Raw genomic sequence first — 764 nt, 5'->3', positions numbered from 1 at the left:
TCCGTAGCTTCGGTACTATGCTTAGCCCCGTTAAATTTTCGGCGCGGTATCATTAGACCAGTGAGCTATTACGCTTTCTTTAAAGGGTTGCTGCTTCTAAGCCAACCTCCTGGTTGTATAAACAATTCCACATCCTTTTCCACTTAGCATAGTTTAGGGACCTTAGCTGACGGTCTGGGTTCTTTCCCTTTCGACCACGGAACTTATCTCCCGTAGTCTGACTCCCGCACTAGAACTTGACGGTATTCGGAGTTTGAAAAGAGTTGGTAAGCCGGTGGGCCCCCTAGTCTTGTCAGTGCTCTACCTCCGTCAGTCATCATGCGAGGCTATACCTAAATATATTTCGGAGAAAACCAGCTATCACCGAGTTTGATTAGCCTTTCACTCCTATCCACAGCTCATCCGAACAGTTTTCAACCTATATCGGTTCGGGCCTCCATCTCGTGTTACCGAGACTTCACCCTGGCCATGGATAGATCACCCGGCTTCGGGTCTACCCCATACAACTCATTCGCCCAGTTAAGACTCGCTTTCGCTGCGGCTCCACCTCTCGGCTTAACCTCGCTGCATAGGGTAAGTCGTTGACTCATTATGCAAAAGGCACGCAGTCACACTGTATAAATACATAGTGCTCCTACTGCTTGTAAGCTAACGGTTTCAGTTTCTATTTCACTCCCCTCCCGGGGTTCTTTTCACCTTTCCCTCACGGTACTCGTTCACTATCGGTCATCGGTTAGTATTTAGCCTTGGAAGATGGTCCTCCC

Annotated in this window: 1 rRNA gene; it reads right to left on the bottom strand. The window is 48.7% G+C overall.

Annotated elements, in window-relative coordinates:
• A 23S ribosomal RNA gene (locus FCL48_RS24685) occupies positions 1-764 on the bottom strand; the annotation flags it as partial.

This window comes from Desulforhopalus sp. IMCC35007, assembly GCF_005116575.1.
GTDB lineage: Bacteria > Desulfobacterota > Desulfobulbia > Desulfobulbales > Desulfocapsaceae > Desulforhopalus_A.
This window is presented reverse-complemented; position numbering and strand designations above follow the sequence as displayed.